The 2500-nt window shown below is 55.7% G+C and carries 1 tRNA gene and 2 rRNA genes (1 of these 3 running past the window's edge); all 3 read left to right on the top strand.

The features are described 5' to 3' along the window. A 23S ribosomal RNA gene (locus tag O7A70_RS02680) occupies window positions 1-1667 on the top strand (it extends 1201 nt beyond the left edge of the window). Between the two features lie 273 nt (window positions 1668-1940). Continuing rightward, window positions 1941-2055 (top strand): 5S ribosomal RNA (gene rrf / locus O7A70_RS02675). Between the two features lie 247 nt (window positions 2056-2302). Further along, window positions 2303-2379: transfer RNA gene (locus O7A70_RS02670), tRNA-Met, on the top strand. The last annotated feature ends 121 nt before the right edge of the window (window positions 2380-2500 follow it).

Below are 2500 nucleotides of genomic sequence, written 5' to 3'. Positions count from 1 at the left end.
CAGCTCACTGGTCTAAATAAGGGTCTTTGCGCCGAAAATGTAACGGGGCTAAAGCCATACACCGAAGCTTAGGGTTTGGTCCGCAAGGGCCAAGCGGTAGCGGAGCGTTCTGTAAGCTGATGAAGCCATACCCGTGAGGGGTGGTGGAGGTATCAGAAGTGCGAATGCTGACATGAGTAACGTAAGGGGAGTGAGAGACTCCCCCGCCGAAAGACCAAGGGTTCCTGCTTAAAGCTAATCTGAGCAGGGTTAGCCGGCCCCTAAGACGAGGCGGAAACGCGTAGTCGATGGGAACCACGTTAATATTCGTGGGCTTGGAGGTAGTGACGGATCATTGAGGTAGTCCAATCTTATCGGATTGAACGGGCTGCTGCGTGGTTCCAGGAAATAGCTCCTCCTTATAAACCGTACCCGAAACCGACACTGGTGGTCTGGTAGAGTATACCAAGGCGCTTGAGAGAACTATGCTGAAGGAACTCGGCAAATTGCACGCGTAACTTCGGAAGAAGCGTGACCCTTTTCTACGCAAGTAGAGGAGGGTGGCACAGACCAGGGGGTAGCGACTGTTTATCAAAAACACAGGGCTCTGCGAAGTCGCAAGACGACGTATAGGGTCTGACGCCTGCCCGGTGCTGGAAGGTTAAGAGGAGGGGTGCAAGCTCTGAATCGAAGCCCCAGTAAACGGCGGCCGTAACTATAACGGTCCTAAGGTAGCGAAATTCCTTGTCGGGTAAGTTCCGACCTGCACGAATGGCGTAACGACTTCCCCGCTGTCTCCAGCATAGACTCAGTGAAATTGAATTCCCCGTGAAGATGCGGGGTTCCTGCGGTTAGACGGAAAGACCCCGTGCACCTTTACTATAGCTTTACATTGGCATTCGTAGTGGCATGTGTAGGATAGGTGGTAGGCTTTGAAACCTGGGCGCCAGCTCAGGTGGAGCCACCCTTGAAATACCACCCTTATTACTATGGATGTCTAACCGCGGCCCGTTATCCGGGTCCGGGACAATGTATGGTGGGTAGTTTGACTGGGGCGGTCGCCTCCTAAAGAGTAACGGAGGCGCGCGATGGTGGGCTCAGAACGGTCGGAAATCGTTCGCTGAGTGCAATGGCATAAGCCTGCCTGACTGCGAGACTGACAAGTCGAGCAGAGACGAAAGTCGGTCATAGTGATCCGGTGGTCCCGCGTGGAAGGGCCATCGCTCAACGGATAAAAGGTACGCCGGGGATAACAGGCTGATGACCCCCAAGAGTCCATATCGACGGGGTTGTTTGGCACCTCGATGTCGACTCATCGCATCCTGGGGCTGGAGCAGGTCCCAAGGGTATGGCTGTTCGCCATTTAAAGCGGTACGTGAGTTGGGTTCAGAACGTCGTGAGACAGTTCGGTCCCTATCTGCCGTGGGTGTAGGAATATTGAAAGGATCTGTCCCTAGTACGAGAGGACCGGGATGGACGGATCTCTGGTGGACCTGTTGTGGCGCCAGCCGCATAGCAGGGTAGCTATATCCGGACGGGATAACCGCTGAAGGCATCTAAGCGGGAAACCCACCTTAAAACGAGTATTCCCTGAGAACCGTGGAAGACGACCACGTTGATAGGCCGGGTGTGGAAGAGCGGCAACGCTTGAAGCTTACCGGTACTAATAGTTCGATCGGCTTGATCGTTCTCATTCCTAATGTCCATTTGACGAAGTCAAATGGTTTGTTCTCACTCACGCGTGTTCCGCCCTTCGGGCGGCGCTACGTGGGTGCGGCGCATCGGCGCCGACGGTCGGTCGACCTTGCGAAGCTTCGCTTCGAAGGACCAGACCCCAAGGACGGCCAGGCACAAAAAAGACCAGCGAAAAGCTCCGAGAAAGCACAAAATAGGTCCCCTATTCGCTCCTCTCTATGGCTATTCGCTCAAACCAGCTTCTCGAATAACGTGCGTTTTGCCGACCTGGTGGTTATGGCGGAGCGGCTGCACCCGATCCCATTCCGAACTCGGCCGTGAAACGCTCCAGCGCTGATGGTACTTCGTCTCAAGACGCGGGAGAGTAGGTCGCTGCCAGGTCTGCTAAACGCACGTTCAAACTCACATCCAACCGGATGACAGAGAAATCTTCTCATTGCTTTGTTCGATGCATGTCGTTGCCCCAAAACCGCTAACACTTTTTGGGCGACATGCATAAAGGCCCGCCAAGGGATCCCGGGCCGCTCTAAGCGGCCCTTTCATTTGGTGGATACAGGAATGCCGCGGTCGCCAAAGTAGAGCGGCGATCGCAAATACCGCAATCGCCACAGGGCGATCGCGGTGGTGGCGCGGGGTGGAGCAGCCCGGTAGCTCGTCAGGCTCATAACCTGAAGGTCACAGGTTCAAATCCTGTCCCCGCAACCAAACTTACCAAATCGGCCCGCCAGGCTCAAAGCCGGCGGGCCGCTTTGCGTTCGGATAAGCGCCGCCTTGGATCCGGCCTGGGCGCCCCCAAAGGACCAAGCCGGCGACCCCGCACAAAAAC

The sequence above is a fragment of the Mesorhizobium sp. Cs1299R1N1 genome (assembly GCF_037179655.1).
GTDB classification, from domain to species: domain Bacteria; phylum Pseudomonadota; class Alphaproteobacteria; order Rhizobiales; family Rhizobiaceae; genus Mesorhizobium; species Mesorhizobium salmacidum.
The sequence above is the reverse complement of the archived record's forward strand: the minus strand, read 5'-3'. Positions and strand labels throughout refer to the sequence as shown.